Genomic DNA, 15,780 nt, shown 5'->3' with positions numbered 1-15,780 from the left:
CGGTTACATTCCGAACCCGGAAGTTAAGCTTCTCTGCGCCGATGGTACTGCACTCGGGAGGGTGTGGGAGAGTAGGTCACCGCCGGACAATCTTTGGAAAGGGCTCCGACTTCGGTCGGGGCCCTTTCTGCATTTCCGGGGGTATTTCCTTGTGCCGGGTGCTGGGGGTGGGCGCCGGCTCAGGGGACAGGCTGGTGGCGCGCCTCGGTGGACCGGTGGGTCAGTAAATCGGCTTGCGGCGCTGGAGGGTGCGCTGTCGCAAGGGGCAGGTGGCGCCTTCGGTGGATTCCAGTCGGTTCCGCCTCTGGTCAGTCCGAGCCGGCCCACTTCGAAGACTGAGGGCTCGTGTCCCGCCCGCTTCGAAGGAGGCTGGGGGGCGTATCCGGCGCCGCCTCGCAGGAGACCCGTGGGGCTCGTTTCCGGCTCCTGAGCTGACGTTCCTCAAACGCCGTCCTTGGGGGCGGCCCTACGCCTCCGCTGAGTGCCGGCCGTCAACCGCCTGCGCGCGGTGGCGCCGATTCCGCGACCGTAGACAGACTTCAGGTGTCATCCGCCCGCAGGCCCCGCACATCTCCGCGTTCAGACCGGTCCCCGCCTACGTAGAGCCGATGGGGACTGGGCGGAGGTATTGAGGCGAGTGTGGGGCGTCATGCCCTCCGGCACCTGATGTATCTCCGGCATACGCCAGGCATGCCCCGGACTGTCACCGCGCCCCAGGCTTCCCCGGGCTCTCGGGATCTCTCAGCCTCCTGGTCAGGCGCCCGGCCAGGAGGCTGGCTGGCCTCGATGCGCCGTCGATTCATGGAGTGGCGCTGGGGGCCCTGCTGGTGGGAGCAGTGGGTTGGGGCGCCCCGGAGCGTTCTCCCCAGCAGAGTCACTCCCAGGCCCACCAACCGCGTCACACACGCAACCCGCCACCTGACGCGGTGCAGGGCTGGGGGTGTGGTTGTGAAGGTGGGGAGACGGGAGAAGGGCCGCACGCCGGGTGCGTGGGGCCCTTCTGTTGTTGGGGTCAGGATTCTTGGGGGTCAGGATTTGGTGTTGACGTAGGTGACGGCGTATCTGGTGGCTACGGAGGTCCAGGGGACGGTGATCACTACGCCGTTGCGTTCGAAGACGCGGGCCTTTTCGGCCTCGGTGCCGTACTTCTGGGGGAGGGTGGCCAGTTCGGTGGCTTTGCCGGTGGCGGCGTCAAGGCGGATGAGGCGGGGGGCCAGGTCGCGGCGGTCGCCGGTTTCGACGGCCAGCAGGCCCTGGTCGTCGGCGCGGACGTAGGTGAGGATCGTGTCATGGGTGCCGGACGATTCCCACAGCTGCTTGCCGGTCTTCAGGTCGTAGGCGAGGGCCTTGTTGCGGGAGCGCATGCTCTGCGGGACGTTCTCCGGGAACGTGGCCAGGTAGAGGCGGTCGCCGTGGATGGTGTAGCGGTGTTGTTCGAACAGGCCGTTGACCATGGCCACGGTGTTCATGGCGAGCATGTCCACCTCGGGGGTCTTGAACTCGGTCACCTTGGTGGCGGCGTCGGAGTAGACCGTGAAGTTGTTCTGGCCGCCGGACTCGCTGCGGATGATGGCGGGAGAGGCTGACAGAAGGCTGGTCATGAGGCTGAGCTCGCCCAGCGTGGCCTGCTTGGTGATCTTGCCGGTCTTGGGGTCGAGGTACTGGAGGCGGGTGCCGCCTCTGAAGGTGCAGTCGAGGATGACGGCGACCCGGGTGGGGGCGGTGTTGATGTCCTTGATGTGGCAGCCGTCGTCGGGGGACGCGGCGGCGCTCCACAGTTTGTGGCCGTCGGAGAGGCGGTAGGCGACCACCGCGTCGTCCAACTCGGTGACGGCCACGCCGTCGGCGCTCATGATGCGGGGGACGTTGATGGAGTTGGCGAGGGTGGACTTCTCGGCCGGGATCTTGATCTTCCAGGTGAGCTTGCCCGTGGTGGCGTCGATGCCGGCCAGGTGGTCGCACGAGTTGCTGCTGCCGTACGCGATGGCGGCCTTGCCGCCGGACAGGTCCGGGGTGGCGCCGCAGAGCTGGGCGCCCGGCGAGGGGATGCCCCAGGAACGCTTTCCGGACGCCAGGTCGTAGGCGAGGACGCCGTCCTTCTGGGCGCGGATGACGACCTTGTCGGTCAGCCAGCTGCCGAAGGCCAGGGCGGTGGTGAAGTCCCAGCTTCCGGCGTTGGGGAGGGGGACGTCCCATTCTGCTCCGTCGCCGCCCCCGTCGCCGAATGCGGTGATGCCGCCGCCGGTCGTTCCGGTGGTGGCGACGAACCAGGCGGTGCCCGTGCTGACGGAGAGGAGGACCACGGCCGCGCCGGTGGCCAGCAGGGCGGTCTTCCACTTGGGCCGGGGGCGCTGCTGCGGGAGTGCGGGCTGGCCGCCGTACGGTGTGCCGCTGCCGGGTGCGGGGGGCTGCGGGGGTTGGCCGTAGGGCGAGGGTGCGCCGGGAGAGGGAGGGTTCGGCGGGTAGGTGGGCTGGTTGCCTGCGGGTGGTGGGTATGGGGGCTGGTTGCCCGTGGGGGGTGGGTAGGTGGGTTGGTTGCCTGATGGCGATGGGTAAGCGGCTGGGTTGCCCGTTGGCGGGGCATACGCGCCGGGAGAAGGAGCGTAAGGATTGGCGGGCGGTTGCGGGTAGCCCGCGGGTGGGTAGGCGGCCGGAGCCGTGCCCTGCGGGGGGTACGCGGCCGGGCTCTGGGGCCATGGCTGCGCGGGCGGAGGGTAGGAGCCGGCGTTGGGAGCCGGCTGGCCGTACGGGTTGGGGGGTGGGGAGCCGTACGGGCCGGGTGGGGTGTTGGAGTGGTCTGTCATGGTTGCTCCCCGTTCAGGCCAGCTGCCCGCGGACGTACGACGCCCACTGCCGTTCGAAGTCCGCCTTGCTCACGCCCAGCACCTTGAACAGTGCCGCCTCGCTGTCGTCGCCCTTGGCCCGGTAGGCCGCGATCACCGCGCTGGTCAGCTTCTGCTCGCCGTACCGCTGGGCGATGTAGCGCATGGCCAGGTGTCCCATCAGGTAGTGCACGTTCGTCATGCCGTTGGCGTCCCACGACGGGTTGTCGGGGAGCTGGCCCGAGAAGCGGGTGCTGAGGCGGCCGGCCAGGTACGCGCGGCCTTCCTGGAAGCGGATGTTCTGGTTGATGGGGTGGCCGCGGTTGGCGGAGTACTCGGCGAAGCCCTCGATGACCCAGTTGGGCTTGCCGAAGAGGGAGAAGTCGGCGCTGTCCAGCCCGGCCAGCAGGGAGTGGGCCAGCTCGTGCGTGCTGATCTCCAGGATGCCCTCGGACGACCGGAAGAAGGACGTGGTGGTGTCCATGACCACCCGGGTGCCGCCGACCTTGACGTCGTCGCCCAGGGAGGCCCAGGCGAGCATGGGGATGGACACGCCCGCTTCGTGCGCCTTCTCCTTGCGGAACAGGTTGCCGAGCTGGTTCTGCCCCTCGACCAGCGCGACCGCGAACCCGGCCGGCACGGGCGCGGTGGCGTCGCCGTTGCGTTTCCAGAAGTCCAGGTTCTTCTTCGCCGCGCTGGCGACCACCGGGGCGACTCGCCTGGCCATGGCCGTGTCCTGGGGACGGGCCAGGACGATGCTGGCGCCCGCGCGGACCACGGTGATGTCAGGCCAGATGTCCCACGGGCCCGGGTAGTACACGGACTTGCTGCCCTCGCTCACCATGGGTGGCGGCGCGCCGTCCACCTTGGTGACGACCAGTGGCGCGTCCTTGGACGCCTTCTCCAGCGTCCAGCGGTACCACTCCGAGACCGGCCGCAGGTCGATGCCGGCGAACCGGTGGACGAACGCGACGTCCTGGGTGAACTTCAGGGCCCGCCCGAAGCTGTCCTCGGCGCGGCCCTCGCGACGCATCACCTTGTATGACGCCTCACTGAGCGGCACCTTGCGCAGGTTCGTGAACACCTTGCGCTGGTCGCGGACGAGCGCCGCGTTGCCCTTGTCGAAGATCGAGGTGAACGCGTCGGCGTTCCCGCTGCTCAGCGCCTTGCCGTGCTCGTAGACCAGCTTCTCGATCTCCTGGTCGGTGACGATCACGGCGTTCGGGTCGCTCTTGCCCGACGCCTCCTGGCGGCGTAACGGATCCTGGACGCCGTTGATGCGGCCGCGCAGGACGAGGCCGACGCCGGCACCCACGGCGATCGCCACCACGAGCGAGACGATGCCCATGGTGACCCAGAAGCCGGTCCGGCGCCTGGGCGGAGAAGGAGGATTGGATGGAGGTGGTGGTGGCGGCGGCTGCATGGCCGGCCACTGTTGCTGCTGCTGTTGCCCCTGATACTGCGGAAAACTCGGCCCCGTTGTCACTTTAGCCCCGAGAGTGCTGACAAACCCCGAAAGAGGGGAATCGTACCAGTGGCCACATCGCGAGTCTTCGGGGTGGTCGGGTTCTTTGTGGAGTGGTGAGTAGGTGAAGATGTTTTCCGGCGACTCGTAGCGCGGTGTTGCCATTTTTCGTGATAATTCACCGCATGATCGCGGGCAGCGTGAGGACGCTTCCACGGCTGGCCATCGCGCTCGCCCTCCTGCCGCCACTACTCGCCCCAGGCACAGCCGCGGGGACGGCACTGCCGACGCACGCGGCGCCGGGGACGGTGAGCGCACACGTGGCGGCGCCAGGGCAGGGGAGCGCGCACGCGGCCCCGGAGCCGGTGACCGTGCGCGCCGCGCCCGGGCCGGTACGCATGCCGCACCACCTCGGCCCCCCGGCGATCGCCGTAACGGTCCCGGCCAAGAAGGCGAAGGCCGTGAAAACCGTCCAGGCCAAGACGGAGGCCGTGAAGCCCGTCCCGACCAAGAAGATCACCGAGCGGCTCGACCGCTTCCTGGCGGGCCGGCCTGGCCCGGTCACGGCCATGGTCAAGGATCTGACGACCGGCCGCGTCTACCGCTACCACCCGGGCGAACGGCTGATCACCGCCAGCACGGCCAAGGCCCAGATCCTGATGGCGCTGCTGCTCGGGAAACCGTGGCGCAGGCTGCCCGAGCCCGTCAGGCGCGACGCCGAGCTCATGATCCGCTACAGCGACAACCACGCGGCCGACCGCCTGTGGTTGCGCATCGGCGGCGCGGCGGGCTTCACCGAGGCCGGCAGGAGGTTCGGGCTCAGGCACACCAGGGGCGTCCCGGGGGACTGCGTCGACCTCTACTGCTGGGGCATCACCGAGACGTCGGTGGACGACCAGGTCCGCCTGATGAAGGAGCTGGTGTCCGGGAAGAGCCCGCTCAAGGCGAAGGAGCGCGCGCAGGTGCTCAAACTGATGGGCGCGGTCGTCCGCGGCCAGGACTGGGGCGTCTCCGCCGCGGCCTGCGCGGGCGAGCGCGTGCGTCTGAAGAACGGCTGGCTGAAGCGCGTCTCCAACGGGCGCTGGGCCACGGTCAGCGTGGGGCTGATCCGGGGCCGCGGCCACGACTACGCGGTCGCCGTCCTCACCGAGGGCAGCGCCGAGGTGGGGGACGGCATTGCGACCGTCGAGGGCGTCGCCGCGCGGATCATGCGGGACTTCCGGAGGTGCCGGGCGTGACCAGCCGGTAGCCGACGCCGCGCACGGTCTGGATGAGCTGGTCGTCGTTGTCGCCGAGGCGCGCGCGCAGCCGTTTGACGTGCACCGCGATCGTGTTCGTGGACGTGGTCGCGGCGGCGTGCCACACGTGCCGCATGATCTGCTCGCGGGTGACCGTGCGGTCGGCGTTGCGCATCAGGTACTGCAGCAGCTCGAACTCGCGCAGCGGGAGGTGCACGGCGCGGCCCTCGACGCGTACCTGGTAGGCCTGGACGTCCAGTTCGACGCCGCCGACGGCCAGGACCTTGCGGGACTCCGGGGAGGACGCCTGGATGAACGGCAGCAGTTCCGGCACCCGGTACGGCCGGGCCACGCAGGCCGCGGCCCCCGCCGCGAGCGCGCGTACGGCCTGCTCGGCGTTCCCCTCGCCGACGCCGAGCAGGACGGGCACGGCTCGCGCGAGCCGTACCGCGCGGACGAAGTCGACCGCGTCGATGACCGGGAGCGTGGCCGACACGAGCACCACGTCCGGCTGCAGCGCTCCCGCCTGGAGCAGCCCTTGGGCGCCGTCCGGCGCGCCGGTGACGGCCACGCCCTCGCGTTCCAGCGCCGTGGCCAGGTCGTCGACCACGGCGTCGTCGGGGTCGGCGATGAGCAGTACGGGCTTGGTCCGCGTGTCCCCGTTCATCGTGGATGCCGCCTGCTGTGGGGTCATCAGCCGAAGCGTCCCGTGATGTAGTCCTCTGTTGCCTTCTCCGAAGGGTTGGTGAACATGCGGGAGGTCTCGTCCATCTCGATGACCTTGCCGGGCTTGCCCTGGGCGGCCAGGTTGAAGAACGCGGTCCGGTCGCTGACCCGGGCGGCCTGCTGCATGTTGTGGGTCACGATCACGATCGTGAACTCTTCCTTGAGCTGGGCCATCAGGTCCTCGATGGCCAGCGTCGAGATCGGGTCGAGCGCCGAGCACGGCTCGTCCATGAGCAGGACCTGCGGCTTGACCGCGATCGCGCGGGCGATGCACAGACGCTGCTGCTGACCGCCGGACAGGCCGGCGCCGGGCTTGTTCAGCCGGTCCTTGACCTCGTTCCAGAGGTTGGCGCCCTTCAGCGACTCCTCCACGATGCCGTCGAGGGTGGACTTGCCGACCCGGCCGTTGAGGCGGAGCCCGGCGGCCACGTTCTCGTAGATCGACATCGTGGGGAACGGGTTGGGGCGCTGGAAGACCATGCCCACCATGCGCCGGACCGAGACGGGTTCGACGGTGGGGGCGTACAGGTCTTCGCCGTCGAGCATGACCTTGCCCTCGACGCGGGCGCCGGGGATCACCTCGTGCATGCGGTTGAGCGTGCGCAGGAACGTCGACTTGCCGCATCCGGACGGGCCGATGAACGCGGTGATCGAGCGCGGCTCGATGGTCATCGACACGTCCTCGATCGCCTTGTGCGACCCGTAGTACGCGTCGAGGCCCGAGACCTGGATCTGCTTGGACATTGTGGCGGTTACCCCCTATCGGCCCCTGGCGGGCCTGCGCCACCAGGCGATCAGGCGCGCCACCAGGTTGAGCAGCATGACGATCAGGATCAGCGTGAGGGCTCCGGCCCAGGCGCGGTCGATGGCGGTGTCGTTGGGACGGGCCGCCTGGTCGAAGACGAAGAGCGGAAGGCCCATCTGCGGCCCGCTGAACGGATCGTTGTTGATGGAGTCGGTGAAGAACACCGTGAGCAGCAGCGGCGCGGTCTCGCCGGCCACGCGGGCGACGGCCAGCATGACGCCGGTGACGATGCCGGTGAACGCGGTCGGCAGCACGACCTTCAGGATGGTGCGCCACTTGGCCACGCCCAGCGCGTACGAGGCTTCGCGCAGGTCGTTGGGCACCAGCCGGAGCATTTCCTCGGCCGATCTGACCACGGTCGGCATCATCAGGATCGACAGCGCCAGCGCGCCGGCGAAGCCGGAGAACGGGTTGCCCAGGAAGAGCACCCAGAAGGCGAGGATGAACAGGCCGGAAACGACTGAAGGGACGCCGGTCATGACGTCCACGAAGAAGCTGATGGCCCGGCTCAGGCGGCCGCCTTGGCCGTACTCGACCAGGTAGATGGCGGTGAACAGGCCGATCGGGACCGAGATGAGCGAGGCCAGCAGGACCTGCTCCAAGGTGCCGACGATGGCGTGGTAGGCGCCGCCGCCGACGTCACGGGCGCCGATGTTCCGCATCGAGTGGGTGAGGAACTCCAGGTCGAAGCGGGCCAGGCCGTTCGAGATCACCAGCCAGAGGACCGAGATGAGCGGCACCACGGCCAGCGCGAACGCCAGGTAGACCAGCCCCTGGACGAACCTGTCCTTGATCCGGCGGCCGGTCGAGATGTGCTGGATGGTCATGCCCCCACCGCCCTGAACTCCTTGCGCCGGTTGATCACCATGCGTGCGCCCATGTTGACCAGCAGCGTGATGACGAACAGCACCAGACCGGAGGCGATCAGCGCGCCCCGGCCGACCTGCGTGGCCTCGCCGAAGCCGTTGGCGATGTTGGCCGCGATGCTGTTGGCGTGCGGGGTGAGGATCTCGAAGCTGATGTCGAAGGTGGCGGGGAAGATCAGCGCGACCGCGATGGTCTCGCCCATCGCGCGGCCGAGGCCGAGCATGGCGGCGCTGATGACGCCGGGCCGGCCGAACGGCAGCACGGCCATCCTGATCATCTCCCAGCGGGTGGCGCCGAGCGCCAGGGCCGCCTCCTCGTTCATCTTCGGGGCCTGGAGGAAGACCTCGCGCGAGATGGCCGCGATGATCGGCAGGATCATGATCGCCAGGACGATGCCGCCGGCGAGCATGGTCTTGCCGCCGATGGCCCCCTCGCCGGAGAACAGCGGGAACCAGCCGAGGTGCTCGTTGAGCCACTGCGACGGCGTGCGCAGCAGCGGCACCAGGAACGTCACGCCCCACAGGCCGTAGACGACGCTGGGCACGGCGGCCAGCAGGTCGACCAGGTAGCCGAGCGGCCCGGCCAGGCGGCGGGGCGCGTAGTGGGAGATGAACAGCGCCACGCCCACCGCGATGGGGGTGGCGATGACCAGCGCGATCGCCGAGCTGAGGACGGTGCCGAAGGCCAGCGCGCCGATGCCGAAGACCTGGCTGCCGTTGGGCTCCCAGATCAGGTCGGTGAAGAAGTTGCCCTTGTTCGCCTGCAGGGCCGGGACGGCCTCGCTGATGAGGAACACGGCGATGGCCGCCATGATCCCCAGCAGCAGGACGCCGGCACCGGTGGAGACGAACTTGAAGGGGCCTTCACCATGGCTGCGCCGCGAGGCGGACCGGCGCGTGGCCGGCCCGCCCCCACGGGTACGAACGTTGGTCGTCATGCTGTGTTAGGAGATCGCGCCGACGGCGGTGCGGACCTTGGTGAGCAGCTCGCCCGCGAGCGGGGCGTAGCCGAGGTCCTTCAGCGCGGCCTGGCCCTCGTCGCTGGAGGTGTAGGTGAGGAACTCCTTGACGATCTTGGCCTGCTCGGGCGCGAGGCCCTTCTCGCAGGTGATCTCGTACGTCACCAGCACGATCGGGTACGCGCCCGCCGTCTTGGTGGCGTAGTCGATGCTCAGCTTCAGGTCGTTGCCGGTGCCGGTGATCTCGGCGGTCTCGACCGTCTTGGCCGCGCTGTCGGCGGTCAGCTCGACGAACTCGCCGGAGCCGTTGGCCACCTTGGCCTTGCTGAGCTGGGAGTTCTCGGCGAAGGAGAGCTCGACGTAGCCGATGGAGCCCTCGGTGCTCTTGACGCTGGCCGCGACCTGGTCCGAGCCCTTGGCGCCCTGGCCCTTGGCCTCGGCGGGCCACGCCTTGGCGGGCTCGTACGGCCAGCCGGCGGTCGCCTTGAGGAACTTGGTGAAGTTGTCGCTGGTGCCCGACTCGTCCGAGCGGTGGAAGGCCGAGATCGGCGTGGACGGGAGCTTGGCGTCGGGGTTGTCGGCCTTGATGGCCGCGTCGTCCCACTTGGTGATCTTGCTGTCGAAGATGCCGCCGATGGTCTTGGGCGACAGCTGCAGGCCGTCCACGCCGGGGAGGTTGTAGACCACCGCGACCGGGCCGGTCACCATCGGGATGTTGATGGCCTTGCCGGTCTTGCACCGGGCGTCGGCCTGGGCGGGCTCGCCCTTGTCGTCCTTGAGAGCGGAGTCCGAACCCGCGAAGTCGACCGTGCCCGCGATGAACGACTGCACACCGGCACCCGAACCGCTCGGCTGGTAGTTCAGGCTCACGCCCGAGTTCTTGGCCTGGAAGTCCTTCTTCCACTGGTCGATCGCGTTGGCCTGGGCCGACGAGCCGGCGGCGTTGATGGTGCCGCTCAGGCCGTTGTCGTTGCCCGCGGCGGGAGCGGCGGCGGAGCTGGTGCCGTTCGTGCCCCCGGAGCTGTTGTTGTCTGTGCCGCACGCAGCGAGCGAGAGCGCGCCGACGACGGCGACGGCGGCGAGCCGGCCTGCATACTTCACGGTTGGGTTCCCCTCACTTGGTCCTTAGTCGTCCATGAAGCTATGCAGGCAAAGTGACTCAGACCCCCCAACAAGGGTGAACGTTCGGTGAACGCGCCTGGTCGTCTCCATCAATGTGACCAGCGAAGATGGGATACATGAGCTATCGCGTGTGTCTCGTGTGCATGGGCAACATCTGCCGTTCCCCGATGGCGGAGGCGGTGCTCCGCCGGACCCTGGAGGAGCGCGGGCTCGGCGGCCGGGTCGTCGTCGAGAGCGCGGGCACCGGCGGCTGGCACGCCGGCGATCCGATGGACGAGCGGGCGCTGGGCATCCTGGCCGAGCACGGCTACGACGGCGCCGCCCATCGCGCCAGGCAGTTCACGCGGGACTGGTTCGACCGCTACGACCTGGTGCTGGCGATGGACCGCGACAACGCGGCCAACCTGCGCCGCCTGGCGCCCGCCGGCGTCGAGGTGCGCCTGTTCCGCTCGTTCGACCCCGGCGCGCCGGACGGCGCCGAGGTGCCCGACCCCTACTACGGTGGCCGCGAGGGTTTCGAGGAGGTGCTGACCATGCTGGAGACGGCCTCCAAGGGCGTGGCCGCGCACATCGCCGATGAGATCGACTGAGGACCTCGGCTCCTCCCACGGCCGGCGGTTGCAGCGCGGCGTGCTGGAGGACGGGCGGCAGGTGTTCGCCAAGATCGGTCCCGCCTCCGACATGTTCGCCTCCGAGGCCGCCGGGTTGCGCTGGCTGGGCGAGGCGATCACCGTGCCCGAGGTCGTGGAGGCCGGACCCGACCGGCTGGTGTTGTCGTGGGTGCCGCAGGAGGCGCCCACCGCCGAGGCGGCCCTGCGGTTCGGCCGTGACCTGGCCCGTCTGCACCGCGCCGGGGCGGCGGGGTTCGGCGCGCCCTGGCCGGGGTTTATCGCCGAGCTGCCCATGGACAACTCGCCCGACGGCGACTGGCCGTCCTTCTACGCCTCCCGGCGGGTGTTGCCGTTCCTGCGCCGGGCGCGGCTGCCGGCCGCGGACGTGACGCTGGTCGAGCGGGCCGTGGCACGGTTCGCCGAGGTGGCCGGGCCGCCGGAGCCGCCCGCCCGCATCCATGGTGATCTGTGGAGCGGGAACGTGTTGTGGTCCGGCGGCACCGGGGTGCTGGTCGATCCGGCGGCCCACGGCGGGCACCGGGAGACGGATCTGGCCATGCTGGCCCTGTTCGGGCTGCCGTACCTGGATCGGGTGATGGGGGCGTACCAGGAGGAGTTCCCGCTCGCGCCGGGGTGGCGGGCGCGGGTGCCGCTGCACCAGCTCCATCCGCTGCTGGTGCACGTGGTGCTGTACGGAGCCTCCTACCGCGACTCGTTGATGAATGCGGTCGCCCGGGTGTTGTCGCTCTGAACAACCGATAAAGAAATAGGGGATCCAGCCCCGCGATGCATTTCTCCGCCCAAGGGGAGGAAAGAGGACGGCGGCCGGGTAAAGTTGGCGGATTTCGTATCCGGCGGCCCCGGCCGAAAACTCATTAAGGCGTTTCCTTCTTCCCCCTGAGTCAATTGGAGGAGCGCATGGCGGACGACTCCACGCACGGCGCACTGGCCCTGACCCCGCTGGTCTGGGGCCCGCCCGGAGCCCGGCCCGACGAACGCAGGCTGCGTCAGCTCGGGCAGGCGCTGGCCGAGGTGCTGACGGGCCGCCGCCCGCCGGAGTCGGTGGCCGACCGGCTCACCGGCGGGGCCTACCGCGACCTCGTCAGGGCCGGCCGGATGATCTCCGCCGATCGGCCGCCGTTCGTCGGGAGCCCGCACGTCAAGGAGCCGAGGGACGGGGCCGTCGAGATGTGCGTGCTGGTGCACTGCGGCGAGCGCAGCCACGTCCTGGCCGTACGGCTGGAGCGGCACGGCCATCGATGGTTGTGCACCGACTTCGAGACGGCCTGAAGCGGGCCGTCAGGAGGTGATCGTGGTGCCGTTGAGCCGGTTCAGCACTTCGTCGTGGAGGGCGCCGTTCGTGCAGACCAGGCTGCCGCCCTCCAGGCCGCGCACGCCGGCGAGGTCGGTCCAGACGCCGCCGGCCTCCTCGACGATCACGGTCAGGGCCGCCATGTCCCAGGGCGACAGCTCCGGCTCGGCGGAGACGTCGGCCGAGCCCTCGGCGACCATCATGTGCGACCAGAAGTCGCCGTACGCGCGGGTGCGCCAGCAGGCGCGGCCGAGGTCGAGGAAGTTGTCCAACTTGCCGAGCTCCTCCCAGCCGCCGAAGCTGGAGTAGGAGAAGGAGGCGTCCTCCAGCGCGGTGACCGAGGAGACGCTCATCCTGGTGGCCTTCGCCAGGCTCTTGCCGGTCCAGGCGCCGCCGCCGGTGGCCGCCCACCAGCGACGGCCGAGCGCGGGGGCCGACACCAGGCCGACGACGACCTTGCCGTACTCCATGAGCGCGATCAGCGTGGCCCAGACGGGCACGCCGCGCACGTAGTTCTTGGTGCCGTCGATGGGGTCGATGATCCACGACCGGGCTCCCCACCCGGTCTTGCCGAACTCCTCGCCCACCACCGCGTCGCGCGGCCGGGCCCGGCGCAGCGTGCCGCGGATGGCCTCCTCGACGGCGCGGTCGGCGTCGCTGACCGGCGTCAGGTCGGGCTTGGTCTCGACCTTGAGGTCGACCGCCTTGAAGCGCCGCATGGTCAGGTCGTCGGCGGCGTCCGCCATGACGTGAGCGAGGCGTAGATCGTCGTTGTAACCCTGCACGGTCAGCCACGCTATCGCGTCGGTCGTGCCGGACATCAGTCACCGGCGACCCTTTTCTGGTAACTCCCTTTTCACCTACTGACCAGTAACATGTCTCCTATGTCCACTGATGTAGGTGCCTTCCTTCTCGAAACCGTTCCCTTCGCCCGGACGTTGGGGATCGTGTTCGACTCGGTCGAGGACGGCCGGGCGGAATGCCGGCTGCCCGACCGGCCCGAACTGCACAACCACGTGGCCGGGCCGCACGCGGGCACGCTGTTCACCCTGGCCGAGTCGGCGTCGGGCGCGGCGGTGCTGTCCAGGTTCGGCGACCAGCTCAGCCGCAGCGTGCCGCTGCCCACGACGGCGACCATCGAGTTCCGGAAGGTGGCCCTGGGGGAGGTGCGGGCCGAGGCGCGCGTGGCCGCATCGAGGGAGGAGGTCGTCGGCAAGCTGGACGCCGGCGAGCGGCCCGTCTTCGACGTGCTGGTCGACGTGCGCGACGCGGCCGGCACCCTGGTCTCCAGCCTCACCGTCACCTGGACACTGCGCCCCAACCGCCGCTGAACGGCCGGTGATCAGGCGGCGGGCTCGTCGGGGGCGCCCTCGCGGCTGGACAGCAGGCGGCGCAGCGACTCCAGGCGGGCCGGGTCGGCGTTGCCCGCGGCCGCCCAGGCGTCGAGCGCGCAGCCGTCGCCGAGGTGGGTGCAGCCCTTCGGGCAGGTGACCGTGCCCTCCACCAGGTCGGGGAAGGCGGCCAGCACGGTCTCGACCGACACGTGGGCCAGGCCGAAGCTGCGCACCCCCGGCGTGTCGATGATCCAGCCGCCCTCGGGCAGCTCCAGCGCGACGGCCGAGGTGGAGGTGTGCCGGCCGCGGCCGGTGACCGCGTTGACGTGCGAGACCGCGCGGTTGGCATCGGGCACCAGGGCGTTGACCAGGGTGGACTTGCCCACGCCCGAATGGCCCACCAGCACGCTGATGCGGCCGGCCAGGTGGTCGCGCAGCTCGTCGAGGGAGCCGCCCTTGTGGACCACGATGTGCGGCACGCCCAGCGGCTCGTACAGGGCGACCAGCTCGTCGGGTGGGGCGAGGTCGGACTTGGTCAGGCAGAGCAGGGCGTCGATCTCGGCGTCGAACGCCGCCACCAGGATCCGGTCGATCATCCGGGGCCGGGGCGGCGGGTCGGCCAGCGCCGTGACGATCACGAGCTGGTCGGCGTTGGCCACGACCGGGCGCTCGATGCCGTCGGTGTCGTCGGTGTCGTCGGCCGAGCGGCGCAACATCGAGGTGCGCGGCTCCACCCGGACCACCCTGGCCAGCGTGTCGGGGAGGCCCGACACGTCGCCGACCAGGGCCACCCGGTCGCCGACCACGATGCCCTTGCGGCCCAGCTCGCGGGCCTTCATGGCGACCACGAGCCGGCGCTGCTGCTGCTTGCGCTTGTGGCCGCGGTCGGGCTCGACCAGGGTGGTGTAGCGGCCCCGGTCGACGGCGACCACGAAGCCCTCCACGGCGTCCTCGTGCGCGGGACGGATACGGGTGCGCGGGCGCGAGCCCTTGCCCGGCCTGACCCGTACGTCGTCCTCGTCGTATTCCCGCTTTCTCAGCGGTCCGCTCCCATGCGCTCGCTTCCTCTCACGCCGGACCCTCCTGCGAAGTGCCCCCGCCGCCTGCCGCGAAACGCGCGATCATCGCCGCTCATCGGGCCTCCAGCATCGCCGCCCACATCTGGACGAACTCAGGCAACGTCTTGGCGGTCGTCGCAATGTTCTCCACCTCCACACCCGGCACGGCGAGGCCGATCACGGCCCCGGCCGTGGCCATGCGGTGGTCGTCGTAGCTGTGGAACACGCCGCCGTGCAGCGGGCGGGGACGGATGAGCAGGCCGTCGGCCGTCTCCTCCGCGTCGCCGCCGAGGGCGTTGATCTCGGTGGCCAGCGCGGCCAGCCGGTCGGTCTCGTGGCCGCGCAGGTGGCCGACCCCGCGGATGCGGCTCGGCGTGGTGGCCAGGGCGGCCAGCGCGGCGATCGTGGGGGTCAGCTCGCCCACCTCATGGAGGTCGGCGTCGAGGCCCTTGACCTCGCCCGTGCCGGTGACGACCAGGTCGTCGCCGTCGCGGGTCACCGTGGCGCCCATGGTGGTGAGCAGGCCGCGCAGCGCGTCGCCCGGCTGGGTGGTCTCCGCCGGCCAGCCGGGGACCGTGACCGTGCCGCCCGTGACCAGCGCGGCGGCCAGGAACGGCGCCGCGTTGGACAGGTCGGGCTCGACCGTCATGTCCCTGGCCGCGATCGGGCCAGGCTCGACCCGCCACACGTCGCGCTCGGTGTCGTCGACCTTGACCCCGGCCTCCCGCAGCATGTGGACGGTCATCTCGATGTGCGGCTGGGAGGGCACCGGCGGGCCGACGTGCCGGATCGTCACGCCCTTCGCGAACCGCGCCGCCGTCAGCATCAGCCCCGAGACGAACTGCGAGGAGCCGGAGGCGTCGATCGTGACCTCGCCGCCGGTCAGCGGCCCGGTGATGGTGAACGGGAGCGCGTCGTTGTCGATGCGCGCCCCGAGCGCGCGCAGGGCGTCGAGGATCGGGCCCATCGGACGCCTGCGGGCGTAGGGGTCGCCGTCGAAGAAGACCGGGCCGTCGGCCAGCGCCGCCATCGGCGGGACGAACCGCATGACCGTGCCCGCCAGCCCTGCGTCGATGCGCGCGCCGCCGCGCACGGGGCCCGGCGTCACCTCCCAGTCGACCGCGTCGGTGGTCTCGCGCACGGCCGTCAGCGTGGCGCCGAGCGCGCGCAGGGCCGACACCATGAGGTCGGCGTCGCGGCTGCGCAGCGCCTGGCGGACGACGCCCGGACCGTCGGCCAGCGCGGCGAGCAGCAGCGCCCGGTTGGTGACGGACTTGGAGCCGGGCAGGCGGACGGAGGCGTTGACGGGCGTGTCGGCCGTCGGCGCGGGCCAGTGCTGAGCGGGCATGTCCAAAGCCTACTGGCCCTGGTACGGCCCGTTCACGGCCTGTGGACGACGCGTCGCCCTTCCACCGGGCCGAGACGCCCCAGCCGGACGCGTCGCCCTTCCACCGGGCCGAGA

The 15,780-nt window shown here is 70.4% G+C and carries 15 protein-coding genes and 1 rRNA gene; 6 read left to right on the top strand and 10 right to left on the bottom strand.

Annotation, left to right across the window (positions count from 1 at the left end; genetic code table 11):
* A 5S ribosomal RNA gene (gene rrf / locus AB0C33_RS18420) occupies positions 1-88 on the top strand; the annotation flags it as partial.
* 940 nt (positions 89-1,028) lie between these two features.
* Here rrf and AB0C33_RS18415 read toward each other — a convergent pair.
* A complete protein-coding gene (locus AB0C33_RS18415; protein WP_358289041.1) occupies positions 1,029-2,303 on the bottom strand; it encodes a PQQ-binding-like beta-propeller repeat protein in 1,275 nt (424 codons plus the stop codon).
* A gap of 514 nt (positions 2,304-2,817) precedes the next feature.
* A complete protein-coding gene (locus tag AB0C33_RS18410; protein WP_358289039.1) occupies positions 2,818-4,170 on the bottom strand; it encodes a hypothetical protein in 1,353 nt (450 codons plus the stop codon).
* 317 nt (positions 4,171-4,487) lie between these two features.
* On the opposite strand from AB0C33_RS18410, the gene AB0C33_RS18405 reads away from it, so the two are divergent.
* Positions 4,488-5,525 (top strand): serine hydrolase, encoded by a 1,038-nt coding sequence (locus AB0C33_RS18405; protein WP_358289036.1) that lies wholly within the window; start codon positions 4,488-4,490, stop codon positions 5,523-5,525.
* Here the strand turns inward: AB0C33_RS18405 and AB0C33_RS18400 are convergent.
* Genes AB0C33_RS18400 through pstS form a run of 5 tightly spaced genes read right to left on the bottom strand, consistent with a single transcriptional unit; the run spans position 5,494 to position 9,982 of the window.
* Positions 5,494-6,219: a response regulator transcription factor gene (locus AB0C33_RS18400; RefSeq protein WP_358289033.1), complete on the bottom strand. Its 726-nt coding sequence runs from the start codon at positions 6,217-6,219 to the stop codon at positions 5,494-5,496. The two genes, AB0C33_RS18405 and AB0C33_RS18400, sit on opposite strands and share 32 nt — an antisense overlap.
* On the bottom strand, positions 6,219-6,995 hold the full coding sequence (gene pstB / locus AB0C33_RS18395) for a phosphate ABC transporter ATP-binding protein PstB (RefSeq protein ID WP_352322866.1): 777 nt from the start codon (positions 6,993-6,995) through the stop codon (positions 6,219-6,221). The genes AB0C33_RS18400 and pstB overlap by 1 nt, the downstream gene beginning before the upstream one ends.
* 15 nt (positions 6,996-7,010) lie before the next feature.
* Positions 7,011-7,883, bottom strand: a complete 873-nt coding sequence (gene pstA / locus AB0C33_RS18390) for a phosphate ABC transporter permease PstA (protein ID WP_358289030.1) — start codon at positions 7,881-7,883, stop codon at positions 7,011-7,013.
* Positions 7,880-8,860 (bottom strand): phosphate ABC transporter permease subunit PstC, encoded by a 981-nt coding sequence (pstC, locus tag AB0C33_RS18385; RefSeq protein WP_352322868.1) that lies wholly within the window; start codon positions 8,858-8,860, stop codon positions 7,880-7,882. The genes pstA and pstC overlap by 4 nt, the downstream gene beginning before the upstream one ends.
* Before the next feature lie 6 nt (positions 8,861-8,866).
* Positions 8,867-9,982 carry a phosphate ABC transporter substrate-binding protein PstS gene (gene pstS, locus AB0C33_RS18380; protein ID WP_358289026.1) on the bottom strand — a complete coding sequence of 372 codons (1,116 nt, stop codon included), beginning with the start codon at positions 9,980-9,982 and terminating at the stop codon, positions 8,867-8,869.
* A gap of 137 nt (positions 9,983-10,119) precedes the next feature.
* Between pstS and AB0C33_RS18375 the strand changes: the two genes are divergently transcribed.
* The 3 genes from AB0C33_RS18375 to AB0C33_RS18365 all read left to right on the top strand — a co-directional run bounded on the left by AB0C33_RS18375 (position 10,120) and on the right by AB0C33_RS18365 (position 11,904).
* The gene (locus tag AB0C33_RS18375; protein ID WP_358289023.1) at positions 10,120-10,593 is read left to right on the top strand and encodes a low molecular weight protein-tyrosine-phosphatase; all 474 of its coding nucleotides are present in this window, start codon (positions 10,120-10,122) and stop codon (positions 10,591-10,593) included.
* A complete protein-coding gene (locus tag AB0C33_RS18370) occupies positions 10,580-11,365 on the top strand; it encodes a fructosamine kinase family protein (RefSeq protein WP_358289020.1) in 786 nt (261 codons plus the stop codon). Before AB0C33_RS18375 ends, AB0C33_RS18370 begins: the two co-directional genes overlap by 14 nt.
* A gap of 167 nt (positions 11,366-11,532) precedes the next feature.
* Entirely contained in the window at positions 11,533-11,904 is a 372-nt protein-coding gene (locus AB0C33_RS18365) for an Rv3235 family protein (protein WP_352366048.1), read from the top strand.
* A 9-nt stretch (positions 11,905-11,913) separates the two neighbouring features.
* Here AB0C33_RS18365 and hisN read toward each other — a convergent pair whose 3' ends face one another.
* Entirely contained in the window at positions 11,914-12,711 is a 798-nt protein-coding gene (hisN, locus tag AB0C33_RS18360; protein WP_358289081.1) for a histidinol-phosphatase, read from the bottom strand.
* A 90-nt stretch (positions 12,712-12,801) separates the two neighbouring features.
* On the opposite strand from hisN, the gene AB0C33_RS18355 reads away from it, so the two are divergent.
* Entirely contained in the window at positions 12,802-13,257 is a 456-nt protein-coding gene (locus tag AB0C33_RS18355; protein WP_358289017.1) for a DUF4442 domain-containing protein, read from the top strand.
* An 11-nt stretch (positions 13,258-13,268) separates the two neighbouring features.
* Here the strand turns inward: AB0C33_RS18355 and rsgA are convergent, their stop codons facing one another.
* Positions 13,269-14,300, bottom strand: coding sequence for a ribosome small subunit-dependent GTPase A (rsgA, locus tag AB0C33_RS18350; protein WP_358289078.1), 1,032 nt, complete (start codon positions 14,298-14,300; stop codon positions 13,269-13,271).
* A gap of 91 nt (positions 14,301-14,391) precedes the next feature.
* Entirely contained in the window at positions 14,392-15,666 is a 1,275-nt protein-coding gene (gene aroA / locus AB0C33_RS18345; protein WP_358289015.1) for a 3-phosphoshikimate 1-carboxyvinyltransferase, read from the bottom strand.
* Positions 15,667-15,780 lie beyond the last annotated feature (114 nt).

The sequence above is a fragment of the Nonomuraea sp. NPDC048881 genome, assembly GCF_040649795.1.
GTDB lineage: Bacteria > Actinomycetota > Actinomycetes > Streptosporangiales > Streptosporangiaceae > Nonomuraea.
This window is presented reverse-complemented; position numbering and strand designations above follow the sequence as displayed.